The organism is Nonomuraea sp. NPDC004702 (assembly GCF_053601695.1).
In genome coordinates this window covers 176,373-190,722 of record NZ_JBSGCE010000014.1, presented here as the reverse complement: position 1 = coordinate 190,722, position 14,350 = coordinate 176,373, and the positions used below count along the sequence as shown (strand labels likewise).

Here is a 14,350-nt window from a genome sequence, read left to right as displayed (position 1 = left end):
TGGTGACCGTGACCTTCCCCGACATCGGCCGGATCGCGCCGCTGGCCAGGCCGCTGCTGCCGCGCGTGCTCGACCTCAACGCCCGCGTCCGCGAGGCCGCCGCCCGGCACGGCGTGACGCTGGTGGACACCTTCCCCGACACGGCGGTGACCGACGCCCGGTTGTGGAGCCCCGACCGGCTGCACGCCAGCCCGGCGGGGCACGCCAGGTTCGCCGCGTCGGTGGCGTACGCGCTGGAGCTGCCCGGCAGCGACGACAGCTGGAACCTGCCGCTGCCCGTGCTGCCGCCGCCCGGCCGCCTGCGCACGGCGGCGGCGGAGGCCCGCTGGCTGGGCTCGTTCGCCGGGCCGTGGATCGCCCGGCGCCTGCGGGGCCGCTCGTCGGGCGACGGCCGGGTGTGCAAGCGCCCGGCGCTCGCGCCGGTGCTCCTCGGCCTGCCGGATCAGTCGACCTCAGGCAGGTCGGGGTCGTCGTAGTCGGCGTCGCCGTCGTCGGCCCTGCGCAGCTTGATGTCCTCGGCCCACTCCCGGGCGAAGGCACGGATGTCCGCGATGTGCCGTTCGTCCAGGCCGTGGGCCTCGAAGCGTTCGTCGCTCATGAGCTCGACGAACTCCAGCCGCATGAGCAGCTCCTGCGGCGAGAAGTCGTCGAGATGGACGGCGGCGAGGCGTTCGAGGTCGCGGAAGGAGAACACGTGCGCCGCCGAGGCCGCGTCGGCGACGTCGGCCGGCAGCCCCCTCTCGTGCAGGTCGCGCACCCGCAGCCCGATCACGTCCGCCGGGGCCGCCACCGGCAGGCCGTCGCACACCACCGGGGGCTCGCGCAGCGCCTCGCGGGTGAGGACGATCTCGGCCTCACGCCCGATGGACGGATCCGTGACGATCAGGCGGGCCGCCCACGCGGCGCTCTCGGCGACCTCGGCGACCAGCCCGCCGGCGCGCAACGCGGCCACGACGTCGCCGGCGGCGGACGACAGGGGCCCTTCGGCGGCGGTCACCAGGCCGAGGCCGTCGACCAGGCGGTCGGTGAAGCCGTGGACCCGCAGGGCGTGGCCGCCCGCCAGCAGCAGCCCGTGCCGCTCGCCGGCCGGGGACAGCGCCCGCAGCAGGCGCTCGGGGAACGGCGGTAAGCGCATCAGAGCGCGGCGGGGGGCGCGAGCGGTGTCATGGGTCAAGTATGCCGACGGCCGCGCCGGCTGGAGGGCAGGTCGTGCCGCCCCGACAGGAACTCCTGGAACGCGATCTTGGCCCTGATGACCGGCCGCCGCCAGCGTTCCTCACGGTGGACGGCGGTGGCCAGCTTGCGGGGCGAGCGTCCGCCGCGGAAGAACCAGCGGGCCCACGGCGAGCCGGGACGGGCCAGGCGCACGGCGCCCACCACGAGCAGTAAAGGCAGGAACAGCCCCGCCATCCCGGTCCAGATCTTGCCCTTGAGCAGCGTGATCACCGCCAGCGCGAGGTTGGCCACGATCAGCGCCGCCGGGTTGACCGGCGTGCCGTAGTCCCAGGTCAGCGGGCGCAGGCCGATGAGGAGCAGGCCGGTCACGGCGACGGCGATGAAGACCGCGTCCACCGAGGTGCGCCCCTCTTCCTCCCAGTAGACGTCGTGCAAATGGAGGATCAGCGCGAACTCGTCCAGCACGAGGGCGGAGCCGACGCCGAACACGCAGGCGGCGACCACCTGCCCGGCCTGCGCGGCGCCGTTGACGATGAGCCCGGTCACGCCTCCGATGAGCATGAGCACGACGCCGAACACGACGTGGTGGATGTGCATCTCGCCCACGTTCACGTTGCGGAACCAGCTGACCTTGGCCCTGATCAGGCGGACGTTGATGCGGGTGGCGATGAACGCCACGATGAGCGTGACGAAGTAACAGAACAGCGGCAGCCGTCCCGTGGTGACGATGTTGCTCTGGAACCAGTTCCCCATGACCTTAGAAGTCGATGGTACGAGCCGGAACAGCCTTGTATGTCCGCTGCGGGAGGGCTCATGAGGCGGCTCTCGCCTGGAGGGCCCGTTCGTAGCCCTCGATGACGAGCTGCCGCCTGATGGTGTCGCGTACCTGGTCGAAAGGGGGCGCGCCGGGGGCCGCGGTGCGGGCGTACCGGTCGCGCAGGCGGCGTTCGGACAGGTCGAGGGTGGCCGCGTGCAGCTTGCCGAGCGCCGAGTCCAGCTCGGCGGCCCGCACCTGCGCGTAGGTGTACTGGTCGTAGGAGGGCACGCCCGGGATCGGGCGGCCGGAGCGCGCGGCCTGCGCGCGGCGGGCGTTCTCGGCGGCCAGCTCGCGCTGGAACCCCTGCTCGCTGACGTCGGCGAGCAGGCCCGCCTCGCGGGCCCAGATCCGCCGCGCCTTGTCCAGGACGGCGGCCCGCACCGCCCGCTCCCTGAGCCGCCGCGCCGGGGTGACGCCGTCGCGGGGACGGTCCCAGAAGCCAGGACCGAGCCCCTGGGCGGCGAACTCGGAGATCACCTCGGCGCGCACGGTCTCGGCCGCCCGCAGCACCTCGGCCCCGCTCACCGGCTCCCCCTCGAACGTGACGACCGTGTCCCCGGGACGCATCCCGAGCACCTCCGCCACGCCCGCGGACGCCGCCCACGCCGGAACCCCGCCCCCGGCCTCCTTCCCCGACGCCGCGATGCCGACGACGAGCACCCCGGCCAGGGCGAGAGCCGCCCACAGGACCCGCCCGCGCGCCGGGAACCCCGGACGCGGGCCGGACGCCCGGCGCGACCGGCCGGTGGCCGTGGTGCTCGTCACGGCGTCAGCTCGCGATCTTCATGTCGAAGACGTGGAACCCCGCGTTCGCCAGCGGGCTGCCCGCCGGGAAGGTCACCGTGGCGACCGTCCTGGACGCGTCGAGCGGCACCGCGTAGCCGAACACCGACACGCCCGACTCGCGCGTCTGCCCGGTGGCCGGGTTCTTGTAGCTGGTCTGCGTCATGTTGTGGTAGTCGGCGCGGGCCACGAGCACGCCGCCGGCGGGCGCGGTCGCGTCCCACTGGTCGCCGAACCTGACGGTCTTGTCCTCGGTCGTCCCGTCGGTGTAGGTGACCTTGAACACGCCCTCGCGCGCCTTCAGGCCACCGGCTCCGAGCAGGACCAGCCTGGCGCCCTGCCCCGGCAGCGCGACCGTCTGCCCGGCGGCCTTGACGTTGTCGGTCATGCCGTACGGGCGCGGGTGCCAGACGAAGCCGGCGCCGAGCACGTTCACGGTCCGGCCCGGCGTCAGGCCCGCCTTCTCCAGCGCCTGGCCTGAGTAGCTGCGGCCGCTGGTGGAGAAGCCACCGACGTTGGGGTTGAGGTCGGAGCTGACCGCGACGTTGTTGTACGCCTCCTCGACCGAGCCCGCCACGACCGGCGCGGTGGCCGGCCCGTTGTAGGCCCCGCGCGAGACCGTGCCGGCGACCGGGTTGCCGAAGTAGTCACGGTCGCCGAGACCGTCCACGACCGCGCCGGACGCGAGCGCGGGCGAGCCTTCGAGCAGCTTGTAGCCGTCCACGTCGGCGGCCCCGTCGGCGGTGCCGGGGGCGGCGAGCCCGGGGTCGGCGGTCACCGCTCGGGCGTCGGCCGCCGGCACGGCCACGCCGCCGTGGTAGACGTTGGAGTCGTAGCCGATGCCGGGGGCCGCGGGCAGCGTGCCGGACGGCGCGTAGAAGATGTTGTTGACGATCTTCGAGTTGCCGGTGGGCACGGCCACGTCGAGCTTCTGCGACGGGCAGAAGAAGGTGTTGTTGTACAGCCACAGCGGGCTCGTGTTGTCGCCGGAGGCGTTGCCCGCGATGCGGCAGTCGTCCTGGGCGATGTTGAACCGCAGGATGGCGGTGGCCTTGTAGTTGGGGAACTCGGTGCAGCTCTGGCAGCCGAGGTAGAAGCCGCCGGCGTTGTCGTGCGAGTAGTTGTACTGGTAGACGCACGAGCCCTTGATGCCGCCGTCGCAGTCCCAGGCGGTGGAGTCGAAGATGGTGGGCCGCTGCCGGGTCACCTCGTTGAACTGAAATACCGGGTCAACAGAGTTGATCGGCCACATTCCCGCGAAATTTCCGTCTACGTACGGATATTTCCCGGCGCCGCCCTCGTCGAACAGGTTCTGCTCCACCAGCGGCCGGTCCGAGGCGTGCACCACGATGCCGTCGCCGCCGACCGCGCGGATGGTGTTGCGGGCGATGAGCACGTTCCGGTGGTAGTCGGTGCCCTTGCGGCTGATCTTGATGCCGCCGCCGCCCGTGTCGTGCACGTAGTTGCCGGTGATCGTGATGCCGTCGAGGTAGCCGACCTTGCCCTCGGGCAGCGCCTGGACGCTGATGCCCGCCGAGTAGGCGAACCAGGAGCTGTTCGCCCCGGTCTTGTTGCCCCAGCCGGCGACGTCGGAGATCTCCAGGTCCCGCAGGACCAGCCCGGCCTTCGGCTCGGGGGTGGTGGAGTTGTACTGCACGCCGGTCCGCTTGGCCGTGGTGGCCGCCGGGTTGGTGATGTGCAGCTTCTCCAGCGTCACGTAGCTGTTGTCCACCAGGTGGACGGCCCACTCGCCGCCGTCGCCCTGGATGATCGGCTTGGGGCCCTCGCCGTAGGAGGTGAAGACGACGGGGTGCGCGGCCGTGCCGGAGCCGACGGGTTCGAGCCGGCCGGCGCAGACGGTCCCCGCCCTGAACTTGATCGTGTCCTTCTCGCGGAAGGTGATGGCGTTGACGGCGTCCAGGCTGTTCAGTGGCCCGGCGGCATTGCGCCCCGAGCCGCCGTCCGGCGCCTGGCAGTCGACGAAGAAGTTCCGGGCGGCGGCCGCTTCCGCGGGGGTGGCGACCAGTCCGGCCGCCACGACCAGGGCCGCGACTAACTGAAGGGGCATGTTTCCTCTCCGGGGGTGTTTCAGGCGAACTCTGAGCGGTTCAGAGCGGTTCAGAGGGGGCTTCAGGCGGACCGGGACAGCGTGCCGGGCTCGACGCCGTGCTCGAAGGGCAGGCCCTGCGCGTGCCGGGCCAGCTCGTCGAGCGCGAGGTCGGCCATCCTGGCCAGCTCGCCGCCCAGCGAGCCGGCGACGTGCGGCGTGACGAGCACGTTCGGCAGGTCGTAGAGGGGCGAGTCGGCGGGCAGGAACTCCGGCTCGGTGTGGTCGAGCACCGCGTACAGCCGTCCGGAGGTGAGCTCGGCGATCAGCGCGTCCTGGTCGACCAGGGCGGCCCTGGCCGTGTTGATCAGCGTGGCGCCGTCGCGCATGGCGGCCAGCCGGCCAGCGTCGATCAGGTGGCGGGTCTCGGGCAGGTCGGGCGCGTGCAGGCTGACCACGTCGGAGCGGGCGACCAGCTCGTCCAGCCCGACCCGGCGCGCCCCCAGCTCCTCCGTCAGGTACGGATCGCTGACCAGCACCTCGAAGTCGAACGGCCGCAGCAGCTCGATCACCCGCCGCCCGATCCTGGAGGCCCCGACGACGCCGACCACCCGCCGGTAGTTGCCGAAGCCGGGGAAGCGGGCGTCCCAGTCGTCGTTGGCCCGCCGCGCCCGGTAGGCGCGGGCGATGTCGATCACCCGCTTGTTCGCGAACAGGATCGCCGCGAGCGTGAACTCGGCCACCGGCTCGGCGTTGGCCGAGGCGGCCGAGGAGACCACGATGCCGCGCTCCCAGCAGGCGTCGGTGACGTGGTGCTTGACCGAGCCGGCCGCGTGCACGATCGCCCGCAGCCGGGGCGCGCGGGCCAGCACCTCGGCGGTCACCGGCGGGCAACCCCACGAGGTGAGCAGCACCTCGGCCTGCGACAGGTCGGCGTCGTCGAACGCGGCGACCTCGGCCCGGACGTCGGCCACCCGGGCCAGCCGGGCGCGCACCTCGCCGGTGAGCATGCGCCCGGCGACCTCGGCGGCCATGGCGACGACCGTCACCGGCTTGTTCATGTTCTCCCCCGAGAGCTCGTTCACTTGACGCTGCCCGCCGTCATCCCGGCCTTCCAGAACCGCTGCAGGGACACGAACACCAGCAGCAGGGGCACCACGGACAGCAGCGACCCGGTGATCACGAGGCTGTGGAACTCGGGGAAGGCGTTGCCCTGCTTCTCCCAGCCGTACAGGCCGAGGCTGAGCGGGTAGAGCCGCTGGTCGCTCAGCATGACCAGGGACAGGAAGAAGTTGTTCCAGATGGCGGTGAACTGGAACAGGAAGATCGTCACGTACGCGGGCAGCAGCATGGGCAGCGCCACGGACACGAACGTGCGCAGCTCGCCGGCCCCGTCGGACCTGGCCGCCTCCAGCACCTCGCCGGGCACGTACCCGGAGGAGAGCACCCGCGCCAGGTAGACGCCGAACGGATGCACCAGCACCGGCACGAACACCGACCAGAACGTGTTCACCACGCCGATCTTGGAGGCCAGCAGGTAGAGCGGCACGGCGGTGGCGGTGGTCGGCACCAGCACGCCGAGCAGCACCAGCCCGAACATCTTCTCCTTGGCGAACCAGGAGTACTTGTCGAAGGCGTAACCGCACATCACGGTGACGAACGAGCTGACCGCCGCGCCGGCCCCGGCGTACAGGACGCTGTTGAGGTACCAGCGGAAGAAGACGCCGTCGCCCTCCTGCGCGACCGCCCTGATGTTCTCGAACAGGTTGAAGCCGGCGAAGGAGAAGCCGGGCGTCGAGTACAGGTCGGACAGCGACTTGGTGGAGGCGAACAGCAGCCACGTCAGCGGCAGCAGCGTGTAGAGGGCGGAGATGATCAGCAGCACGTTGACCGTGGCGCGGGACATCCACTTCACCGGCGGTTCCCCCACTTCGTGACGGCGTAGGACAGCACGGCGGCGAGCAGCGCGAGCAGGATGGAGGCCGCGCCGGCCTGGCCGTAGTCGTTGTTGCCGAACGCCTCGTTGTAGGCGTACATGTTGGGCGTCCAGGTGCTGACGACGCCGTCGCTGACGTTGTCGAGCACCATCGGCTCGGTGAACAGCTGCAGCGAGCCGATGATCGTGAACAGCACGGTGGTGACCACGGCGCCGCGGATCAGCGGCACCTTGACCTGGAGGGCGACGCGCAGCGGGCCCGCGCCGTCCATCCTGGCCGCCTCGACGACCTCGGCCGGGATGGCCTGGAGCGCCGCGAAGTAGATGATCATGTTGTAGCCCACCCACTCCCACAGCGCGATGTTGACCACCGAGCCGAGCACGTGGTCGCCGCCGAGGAAGTCGACGTCACCGAGCAGGTCCACGATGGGGCTGATGCCGGGCAGGTACAGGTAGAGCCAGATCAGCCCGGCGATCACGCCCGGCACGATGTGCGGCATGAACAGCGCGAGCTGGAAGAACTTGGCCAGCCTGGCCAGCCCGGAGTCCAGCAGCAGCGCCAGCGTGAGCGCGCCGCCGATCATCAGCGGGATGTACAGCACGCAGTAGCCGAGGATGACCAGGAAGCCGTCGGTGAAGGCGGAGTCCTTCAGCGTGTCCAGGTAGTTGCCGAGCCCGACGAACACGGTCTCCGCGCCGCCGAAGCCGAGCCCCGACGACTTCTCGCTGAACAGGCTGAGGTAGACCGCGTAGGCCAGCGGGGCCACGATCACGGCCGCGAACAGCGCGAAGAACGGCCCGACGAACAGCAGGATCGCCCCCCGCCGCCGCCACCCCTCGCCGCCGCGACCGCTTCCTACTGGAGGAGTCACAAGCTGCCTTTCGGTGGGTCGCGGCGGAGCCGGCGCTCCGCCGCGAGCGTCGTGCTACTGCTGGGCGACGTTGAGGCCGCGGCTCTTGATCTCGCCGACGGTGGCCGTCTGGGCGGCGTCCAGCACGCCGGGGATGGTGGTGCCGCCGCTGGAGACCTTGCCGAGGGCGTCCTTGAACGTGGTCAGCGTCTGCACCATGCTCGGGCCCCACGTCCAGCCGGGCTGGACCGTCTTGTACGACTCCGCGAACAGCGCGTAGATGTCCTGGCCGCCGTAGAAGGAGGCGTCGAAGCTCTTGGCCGCGACCGGCACGAGGTCGGCGATGGCCGGGAAGCCGCTGGAGGTGCCCGAGGACAGGCGGGCGGTCCACGCCTCCTCCGAGCCGGTCAGCCACTTGACGACCTCGACGGCGGCCTTGGCGTTCTTCGACCCCTTGCTCACGCCGAACGTGGTGCCGCCGAGCATGCCGCTGGCCGGGGTGCCCCAGTTCGGGATCGGCGCGATGGCCCACTTGCCGGCCTGGCCGGCGTGGTTGCCCTTCATGACGCCCGCGCCCCAGTTGGCGCCGACGTAGCCCCAGAGGGTGTCGTCCTCGAAGGCGGCGTTCCACTCCTGGCTGAAGGACGGCTGGACCTTCAGCAGGTCGTCCTTGACCAGGCCCTGCCAGTACTCGGCGACCTTCTTGCTGGGCTCGTCGTTGATCGTCACCTTCCAGGCGTCGCCCTCGGTGCCGAACCACTTGCCGCCCGCCTGCCACGACAGCGCGGCCAGCACGCTCGGGTCGTCGGGGAAGAAGGTGGCGATGCGCGACTTGCCGTCGGCCTTCTTGACCTTCTCGGCGGCGGCGCGGAAGTCGTCCCAGGTCTTGGGGACCTCGATCTTGTTCTTCTCGAACAGGTCCTTGCGGTAGAAGAACACCTGCGGCGCGGCGTCCATGGGCAGCGCCCACGCCTTGCCGCCCAGCTCGACCAGGCCGAAGACCTCGGCCGGGTACTTGGACTTGACGTCGGCCACGTCGGCCGAGATGTCCTGGAGGGCGCCCTGGTTCACGAAGTCGGGCAGCTGCGGGTACTCCACGGACATGACGTCGGGGGCGTTGCCGGCCTTGACGGCGTTGGAGAACTTGGCGTAGCCGCCCGCGTTGCCCGAGGGGATCTCCTCGTACTTGATCTGGACGTCCTTGTGTGACTTGTTGAAGGCGTCCACGACCTGCTGGGTGCCCTTGGCCCAGCCCCAGAAGGTGACCTCGGCGGGCTTGCCCGCCTCGCCCGCGGGCTGCGCCGGCTCCGTGCTGCCGCACGCGGCGGCGAGCAGGCTCATACCGGCCAGCAGTCCGGCAATGCCGGCGCTCTTGCGTCCCATCGATGGCTCCTCATCGCTTTCGATCGATAAGGCATCATTCGCTCATACTCGATCGGTTGTCTAGAGAGAGGCCACAAATCGATCAATAACGAAATGGATGCGTAACGTCACGGACGTGGCGCGACCGTGGATTCCCGGACCCTCAGCTCGGGCAGCAGCGCCACGTGCTGGGCGGGGCGCCGCGGGCCCTCCTGGATCCGGCTCACCAGCAGGTCGACGGCACAGCGGCCGACCGCGGCCTTGGGGGGCGCGACGGCCGTGAGCGGGGGGTCGCTGAGCGCCGCCACCTCGTCATCGTAGGCGACCAGCGACACCTCTTCGGGAATGCGCACCCCGGCCGTCCGCAGGTGCTGGACCAGCAGCAACGTGTCCTCGTCGTTGTGCACCAGCATGGCGGTGACCCCGCCCCTGATCGCCGCGACCACGTCGGCCACCTGCTCGCGCGAGGGCCCCTCCTGGGCGACGTCGAGGTGGACGGGCTCGGCCAGCCCCAGGTCGCGGACGGCGGCGAGGAACCCGTGCCGCACCCGGGGGGCCGTCGGGCTGTCCCGCGAGACCATCGCCAGGCGCCGGTGCCCGAGCTCGGCCAGGTGCCGCGTGCCGAGGAAGGCCCCGTGGGCGTGGTGGGAGGCCGCCGCGTCCAGCAGCGAGGCGGGCCCGCCCAGCTCGGCCCGCCGTTCGACGAGCACCGCCGGCACGCCCAGCTCGGCCAGCCAGTCCTCGTGCGAGGCGTCCGGCTGCCTGCTCGGGGTGAGCAGCAGGCCCTCGATGCCGCCGTCCACGAGCTGCCTGACCTGGGTGCGGTCCTCCTCGTCGTCGTAGCGCGAGACGCCGAGGACGAGCCGCGCGCCCAGCCGTTCGGCCTGCTCGCGGGCGCCCCTGATGACCGCCGGGTAGTAGTAGGTGGCCGAGGGCACCAGCATGCCGAGGGTCAGGGAGCGCTCCCTGGCCGGGGCGGGCGCGGACTCGGGCCGGGTGATGCCGCCGTGCACGCGGTTGACCAGGCCCTGGCCGGCCAGGTGCTCGACGTCCCTGCGCAGGGTGACCATCGAGACGTTGAGCCGGTCGACCAGCTCGGCCAGGCGTACGGAACCGCGCTCGCGCACCTCGCGCAGGATCAGTTCATGACGTTGTTCGGCGAACACCGCGACTCCTTCTGACTCGACCCTACGATCCTAGCGGGAAGTGCTTTCGTTTTTGAACGGATGCTTTCGTTCGATCAGGATGCTAAGGTCCCGGCCGAGACCGGACGTCCCTTTGGAGTGCCGCATGTTCCCGCTTCCGCCGGAGGATCGAACGCTCAGCCCGTACACCGGCTGGACCCGCGCCCATTGGGAGGCGGTGGCCGACGGGCTGCTGGCCGCGGTGGAACCGTACCGCTCCGCGGACGGGGCCGTGATCACGTTGCCGGGACGCGAGAGCCGGTCGCGCTGCGACGGCCTGGAGGGGTACGCGCGCACCTTCCTGCTGGCCGCCTTCCGCGTGGCCGGCGGCGGCCCCGAGGAGCTGCTGGCCCCGTACGCGCGCGGCCTGGAGTCCGGCCCCGGCGTCTGGCAGCCGATCGAGGACCGCACCCAGCCCATGGTCGAAGCGGCCTCGATCGCCCTGTCGCTCTGGCTGACCCGCGAGCGCCTGTGGGACCGCCTGTCCCCCGCCACCCGCGAACGCGTCGCCGCGTACCTGGCCGGGGCGCTGCGCCACGAGCCGGTGGACAACAACTGGTGGCTGTTCCCCGCCATGGTGGGCGGCTTCCTGTCGGCCGCCGGCCTGCACGCCGAGGAGGCCGGCGCGGCGGTGGAGCGCGGCCTGGCCCGCATCGAGCCCTGGTACGCCGGCGACGGCTGGTACGCCGACGGCGACAACCGTTCCTTCGACCACTACAACGGCTGGGCCATGCACCTCTACCCGGCCCTGCTGGCCCACCTGGCGGGCCAGGGCTCCCCCGGGCCCCGCCTGCGCCGCTTCCTGGAGAGCTACGCCCTCACCTTCGACCAGGACGGCCGCATGCTCTACCAGGGCCGCTCCCTCACCTACCGCTTCGCCTCGGCGACCTCGCTCTTCGCCGGCGCCCTGCTGGAGGCCACCCCGCTCTCCCCCGGCCAGACCCGCCGCATCGCCTCCGGCGTCCTGCGCCGCTTCCTCGACGAGGGCGCGCTCTCCCCCGAGGGGCTGCTCACGCTGGGCTGGCACGGCCCGCACGAGCCCTCGCTGCAGTCCTACTCCGGCTCGGCGTCGCCGTACTGGGCGTCGAAGGCGTTCCTGGGGCTGCTGCTGCCGGCCGGCCATCCGGTGTGGACCGCGACCGAGGAGCCCGGCCCCACCGGCCTGGCCGCGCTGCCCGGTCCGGGACTGGTCGTCCAGCACACCGGCGACGTCGCCCGCCTGCTCAACCACGGCAGCCAGCACCACCCCGGCGACCCCCTGTACGACCGCTACGCCTACTCCACCCGCACCGCGCCGACGACGGGCGTCCCCGACAACCACTTCGGCGTGGTCGGCCCGGACGGCACGGTCGCCGGGCGCGGCACGATCACCCCTCGGGGGGCAGGCTCGGCGGGCGACCTGGCGTGGGCCGCGTCGGCGGGCGCCGGTGTGGAGAGCCTGAGCGTGATCAGGGGGGCCGTCGAGGTGCGCGTCCATCGGGTCGCGCCCGGCTCCGCGGTCCGGCAGAGCGGCTGGGCGCTCGTCGCGTCCGCCGACGCCGACCACGCCGACCACGCCGACCCGGCCGGCGGGCCCGGCGTCCGGGTCCGGGACGGCGACGGGCTGGTCTCCGAGCTGGTCGCGATGCGCGGCTACAGCCGGGCCTACGTCGCCGACGACCCCGAGGGCAGCGCCTTCGGGGCCCCGGCGGCCGTGCCGGTGCTGGAGGGGGTGGCGGCGGACGGCTGGGCGGTCAGCGCGGCCGTCCTGGACGGCGACCCGGCCGGGCCGCCGTCGGCGGCGGCGGCCGACGACATCACGCTGACGGTGCCGTCGGCGGCGGTGACGGCTGACGAGCTCACGCTGATCTGGCCCGACGGCACCCGCCACACCTTCCAGGTCCGCACCCCGGACACCGCCGCCTGACGACCCGCCCAGGCTGAGGCCCACGCGTCGGCCCTCCAGAAGGCGCTCAGGCCGGAAAGGCGCTCAGACCAACGCTCAGGCCCACGCTCAGGCCAGGAAGGCGCGCAGGAGGGCTGCCGTGCCCTCCAGGTGCTCGGCCATCGCCCGGCGGGCCGCGTCCGGGTCGCCGGCCAGGATGGCGTCCACGATGGCCCGGTGCTGGGCGGCCGCGTGCTCGATGTTCACCTGGAGCATCGGGATCGCGTTCAGCAGGTCGCTCACCCGGGAGCGGGCGTCGGCGCACGTCGCCGCGAGCAGCGTCGAGCCGGTCAGCTCGGCGATCGACAGGTGGAAGGCCGTGTCCAGGCGCCGGTAGTCCTCCAGGGGCGCCGCGTCCAGCTCGGCCAGCCGGCGCAGCAGCACCTCGCGCTGAGCCGGGGTCAGCTCGGCCGCGGCCAGCACCTGCGCCGCCCCGCACTCGACCGCCAGCCGGAACGTCAGCGCGTCCGACAGCTCGGCCATGCCCATGTCGGCCACCGCCTGCCGCAGGTCGCCCGCGTCGGGCCGCGGCGGGACATAGGTGACGAACGCGCCGCCGTACCGGCCGCGCCGCACGTCGAGGTAGCCCGCGTCCTGAAGGGCGCGGATGGCCTCGCGCAGGGTGACCCTGCTGATGCCCAGCCGCACGGCGAGCTCGCGCTCGGGCGGCAGCTTGTCGCCGTACGCCACCACGCCCAGTTTGATCGCCTGGAGCAGCCGTTCCACGGTCTCCTCGAAGGCGTTTCCCGCCTTCACCGGGCGCAGCACTGTCATCAAACGCGCCGAATCGTCCAAGGTGTCCTCAGGTCTTGACAAGCGATCCCGGCATGCACATCAATGGTCTGAGACTAGCCCAATCAACGGGAAAGCGCTTCAGAGCAGATCGGAGCGACCTAGGGTGAGCGAACCAGCGGGCAACGGATTCCTGTCCGTCGAGGAACTGCGGGGCGAGGTCGCCTCCGGCCGGATCGACACGGTGCTGCTCGCCGTCGCCGACATGCAGGGCAGGTTGCAGGGCAAACGGCTCTCCGCCCGCTACTTCCTGGACGAGGTGCTGCACCACGGCTCCGAGGGCTGCAACTACCTGCTCGCGGTCGACGTGGACATGAACACCGTCGCCGGCTACGACATGTCCTCCTGGGACCGGGGCTACGGCGACTTCGCGATGAAGCCCGACCTGTCCACCCTGCGCCGGGTCCCCTGGCAGGACGGCACCGCCCTGGTCATGGCCGACCTGGCCTGGGAGGAGGGCGGCGAGGTCACCGCCTCGCCGCGGCAGATCCTGCGCCGCCAGCTCGCCCGCCTGGCCGAGCGGGGCCTGGCCGCGTACGTGGGCACCGAGCTGGAGTTCGTCGTCTACGACGACAGTTACGAGGACGCCTGGCGGCGCGCCTACCGCGACCTGACCCCCGCCAACCTCTACAACGTCGACTACTCCCTCCTCGGCACCGCCCGCGTCGAGCCGCTGCTCCGGCGCATCAGGCGCGACATGGAGGGCGCCGGCATGTACGTCGAGTCGGCCAAGGGCGAGTGCAACCTGGGCCAGCACGAGATCGCCTTCCGCTACGACGAGGCCCTGCGCACCTGCGACAACCACTCGATCTACAAGAACGGCGCCAAGGAGATCGCCGCCCAGGAGGGCCGCTCGATCACCTTCATGGCCAAGCCGAACCAGCGCGAGGGCAACTCCTGCCACATCCACATCTCGCTGCGCGGCCTCGACGGCGGCCTGGCGATGGCGGGCGAGGGGCCGTACGGGCTCTCACAGCTCGGCGCGCGGTTCATCGCCGGGCAGCTCGCCCGCATGCGCGAGCTCACTTTGCTGTACGCCCCCAACGTCAACTCCTACAAGCGTTACGTGCCCGGTAGTTTCGCGCCGACCGCCGTCAAGTGGGGCGTGGACAACCGCACCTGCTCCCTGCGGCTGGTGGGCCACGGGCCGTCGCTGCGGGTGGAGAACCGGGTGCCGGGCGGGGACGTCAACCCCTACCTGGCGGTGTCGGCGCTGATCGCGGCCGGGCTGGACGGCATCGACCGGGAGCTGCCGCTGGAGGACGCCTTCGCGGGCAACGCCTACGACTCCGGCGCCGAGACCGTGCCCCACACGCTGCGGGACGCGCTCGCCCTGTTCGAGGGGTCGAAGCTGGCCAGGGAGGCGTTCGGCGAGGACGTGGTCGAGCACTACGCGAACAACGCGCGCGTGGAGCTGGCCGCCTTCGACGCGGCGGTGACGGACTGGGAGCTGTTCCGTGGTTTCGAGCGAATGTGAC

General features: G+C 71.8%; 13 protein-coding genes. 3 read left to right on the top strand and 10 right to left on the bottom strand.

Annotation, left to right across the window (positions count from 1 at the left end; translation table 11 throughout):
* Positions 1–476 (top strand): GDSL-type esterase/lipase family protein (locus ACWEJ6_RS19965; protein ID WP_452425209.1); only part of this gene is annotated, 476 nt, incomplete at its 5' end.
* Here the strand turns inward: ACWEJ6_RS19965 and ACWEJ6_RS19960 are convergent.
* The 9 genes from ACWEJ6_RS19960 to ACWEJ6_RS19920 form a co-directional block, all read right to left on the bottom strand.
* Positions 443–1,135, bottom strand: a complete 693-nt coding sequence (locus ACWEJ6_RS19960) for a nucleotidyl transferase AbiEii/AbiGii toxin family protein (protein WP_452425207.1) — start codon at positions 1,133–1,135, stop codon at positions 443–445. The two genes, ACWEJ6_RS19965 and ACWEJ6_RS19960, sit on opposite strands and share 34 nt — an antisense overlap.
* Before the next feature lie 35 nt (positions 1,136–1,170).
* Entirely contained in the window at positions 1,171–1,929 is a 759-nt protein-coding gene (locus tag ACWEJ6_RS19955) for a hypothetical protein (protein ID WP_452425205.1), read from the bottom strand.
* Between the two features lie 58 nt (positions 1,930–1,987).
* On the bottom strand, positions 1,988–2,758 hold the full coding sequence (locus tag ACWEJ6_RS19950; protein ID WP_452425203.1) for a hypothetical protein: 771 nt from the start codon (positions 2,756–2,758) through the stop codon (positions 1,988–1,990).
* A gap of 4 nt (positions 2,759–2,762) precedes the next feature.
* Entirely contained in the window at positions 2,763–4,844 is a 2,082-nt protein-coding gene (locus ACWEJ6_RS19945; RefSeq protein ID WP_452425201.1) for a hypothetical protein, read from the bottom strand.
* Between the two features lie 62 nt (positions 4,845–4,906).
* The gene (locus tag ACWEJ6_RS19940) at positions 4,907–5,908 is read right to left on the bottom strand and encodes a hydroxyacid dehydrogenase (protein WP_452425199.1); all 1,002 of its coding nucleotides are present in this window, start codon (positions 5,906–5,908) and stop codon (positions 4,907–4,909) included.
* Positions 5,905–6,729, bottom strand: coding sequence for a carbohydrate ABC transporter permease (locus ACWEJ6_RS19935; protein ID WP_452425214.1), 825 nt, complete (start codon positions 6,727–6,729; stop codon positions 5,905–5,907). The genes ACWEJ6_RS19940 and ACWEJ6_RS19935 overlap by 4 nt, the downstream gene beginning before the upstream one ends.
* 5 nt (positions 6,730–6,734) lie before the next feature.
* The gene (locus ACWEJ6_RS19930) at positions 6,735–7,631 is read right to left on the bottom strand and encodes a carbohydrate ABC transporter permease (RefSeq protein WP_387667855.1); all 897 of its coding nucleotides are present in this window, start codon (positions 7,629–7,631) and stop codon (positions 6,735–6,737) included.
* Positions 7,632–7,685: 54 nt separating this feature from the next.
* The gene (locus ACWEJ6_RS19925) at positions 7,686–8,993 is read right to left on the bottom strand and encodes an ABC transporter substrate-binding protein (protein WP_352350182.1); all 1,308 of its coding nucleotides are present in this window, start codon (positions 8,991–8,993) and stop codon (positions 7,686–7,688) included.
* 107 nt (positions 8,994–9,100) lie between these two features.
* Entirely contained in the window at positions 9,101–10,138 is a 1,038-nt protein-coding gene (locus tag ACWEJ6_RS19920; protein WP_387667859.1) for a substrate-binding domain-containing protein, read from the bottom strand.
* A gap of 124 nt (positions 10,139–10,262) precedes the next feature.
* On the opposite strand from ACWEJ6_RS19920, the gene ACWEJ6_RS19915 reads away from it, so the two are divergent.
* The gene (locus tag ACWEJ6_RS19915; RefSeq protein ID WP_452425196.1) at positions 10,263–12,062 is read left to right on the top strand and encodes a DUF2264 domain-containing protein; all 1,800 of its coding nucleotides are present in this window, start codon (positions 10,263–10,265) and stop codon (positions 12,060–12,062) included.
* An 87-nt stretch (positions 12,063–12,149) separates the two neighbouring features.
* Here ACWEJ6_RS19915 and ACWEJ6_RS19910 read toward each other — a convergent pair whose 3' ends face one another.
* Complete coding sequence (locus ACWEJ6_RS19910) at positions 12,150–12,854, bottom strand: FadR/GntR family transcriptional regulator (protein WP_358283588.1); 705 nt, start codon at positions 12,852–12,854, stop codon at positions 12,150–12,152.
* A gap of 124 nt (positions 12,855–12,978) precedes the next feature.
* Between ACWEJ6_RS19910 and ACWEJ6_RS19905 the strand changes: the two genes are divergently transcribed.
* Positions 12,979–14,349, top strand: coding sequence for a glutamine synthetase family protein (locus ACWEJ6_RS19905; RefSeq protein ID WP_387667863.1), 1,371 nt, complete (start codon positions 12,979–12,981; stop codon positions 14,347–14,349).
* Position 14,350 lies beyond the last annotated feature (1 nt).

Coding starts and splice junctions, on each gene's coding strand:
- ACWEJ6_RS19960 (WP_452425207.1), bottom strand. CDS start 1,135: ATGCGCTTACCGCCGTTCCCCGAGCGCCTGCTGCGGGCGCTGTCCCCG.
- ACWEJ6_RS19955 (WP_452425205.1), bottom strand. CDS start 1,929: ATGGGGAACTGGTTCCAGAGCAACATCGTCACCACGGGACGGCTGCCG.
- ACWEJ6_RS19945 (WP_452425201.1), bottom strand. CDS start 4,844: ATGCCCCTTCAGTTAGTCGCGGCCCTGGTCGTGGCGGCCGGACTGGTC.
- ACWEJ6_RS19935 (WP_452425214.1), bottom strand. CDS start 6,729: ATGTCCCGCGCCACGGTCAACGTGCTGCTGATCATCTCCGCCCTCTAC.
- ACWEJ6_RS19925 (WP_352350182.1), bottom strand. CDS start 8,993: ATGGGACGCAAGAGCGCCGGCATTGCCGGACTGCTGGCCGGTATGAGC.
- ACWEJ6_RS19915 (WP_452425196.1), top strand. CDS start 10,263: ATGTTCCCGCTTCCGCCGGAGGATCGAACGCTCAGCCCGTACACCGGC.
- ACWEJ6_RS19910 (WP_358283588.1), bottom strand. CDS start 12,854: ATGACAGTGCTGCGCCCGGTGAAGGCGGGAAACGCCTTCGAGGAGACC.